The organism is Pseudoalteromonas sp. S1612, from assembly GCF_005887175.1.
Classification (GTDB): domain Bacteria; phylum Pseudomonadota; class Gammaproteobacteria; order Enterobacterales; family Alteromonadaceae; genus Pseudoalteromonas; species Pseudoalteromonas undina.
Map to the genome: position 1 here is coordinate 1 of NZ_PNDH01000087.1, position 1,348 is coordinate 1,348.

Here is a 1,348-nt window from a genome sequence, read left to right on the forward strand (position 1 = left end):
CCCTGTTACCGCCGTGAAAGGGCGGTGTCCTAGGCCTCTAGACGATGGGGACACTAAAAAGTGTCACTAGGACGATTGATTAGTTTAACTCACATCCTGAGCTCTTAAGGTAATGGCGTATAGTACAAATAAAGACTCGAGCTTTATGTGTTACGCTATTTTCTCGGTAAAACCGCCTTTAACTAAAAAGTTAAGTGGCGTCCCCAAGGGGATTCGAACCCCTGTTACCGCCGTGAAAGGGCGGTGTCCTAGGCCTCTAGACGATGGGGACACAGAAAACTGCTACCCTAGGACAAACACTAAAAATTGGTGGAGCTATGCGGGATCGAACCGCAGACCTCTTCGCTGCCAGCGAAGCGCTCTCCCAGCTGAGCTATAGCCCCAACTTATTCAATACGCTCGGTGATAACCACGTCGTGTATCGCTTAGTGCGGGGCGCATTCTATGCACCCCCCAAAATAAAGTCAACAGTTTTTTGTGCGACATTATTTAAATGGTTTAATTTTCAACAAACTGGCTATCATACATGCTAAAAAGTAGATTTTCATACTACTTAGTAACAATGAGCTTCGTTAAGTGTGCCACATTTAAGTTTGAGTTGAGCATAACGACCCTATAATACTAAAAGCACCTATTCACATCGGACTCAAAAGGTATACATTTATATGCAAATTGAGTTATCACTGCTTTTCTCCTAAAACGGGCCTACTTCCATCATAGCCTAGCTGGATTTTATTAAATGCTAATTGTAAAGCTTAACAATGCTAAGCGATAAACAACTTGCTAATTTGAGTGGTTTAAACAATTGAATAACATAGGCAGGATGATCTGAACTAGAAAGCTTTACTTTGATTTCTTGGTTGCAACCCTGACTCGGCAAATCAATTACCACTAAATTGAATTAATTTTCATCCTTAAAAAGCAACAGAACTCGCTCTAGTGAATATAAATATAGTTATTTTAACCCCTAGCCAAAGCTGCTTATTGTTCGTTTTATGTTACCTTGTTGATAAAGTGAACACTATTTGCATTGCATTGATTATAAAAGCTTCATTCAGCACATTTTTATCATTCAAGTGTTGACACATTTACAAGTCTATCTATAATAGCGCCCCACAACAACGCAGCAATGTGGTGTTGTTTATATGTGGGTGATTAGCTCAGTTGGGAGAGCATCGCCCTTACAAGGCGAGGGTCACTGGTTCAAGTCCAGTATCACCCACCACATATAAAATCTATTATTATGTTAATAGTCATGTGTAAATTTGTAATATGGGTCGTTAGCTCAGTTACAAGAAATGAGAGCATCACCGCTATTTACAAGTAACGGCGAGGTTCACTGGTTAAA

The 1,348-nt window shown here is 40.3% G+C and carries 3 tRNA genes; 1 reads left to right on the forward strand and 2 read right to left on the reverse strand.

Annotated elements, in window-relative coordinates:
* Window positions 1-195: 195 nt before the first annotated feature.
* Both CWB78_RS18180 and CWB78_RS18185 read right to left on the reverse strand, forming a co-directional pair.
* Window positions 196-271: transfer RNA gene (locus CWB78_RS18180), tRNA-Glu, on the reverse strand.
* Between the two features lie 36 nt (window positions 272-307).
* Window positions 308-383: transfer RNA gene (locus CWB78_RS18185), tRNA-Ala, on the reverse strand.
* Window positions 384-1,149: 766 nt separating this feature from the next.
* On the opposite strand from CWB78_RS18185, the gene CWB78_RS18190 reads away from it, so the two are divergent.
* Window positions 1,150-1,225 (forward strand) — tRNA-Val (locus tag CWB78_RS18190).
* Window positions 1,226-1,348 lie beyond the last annotated feature (123 nt).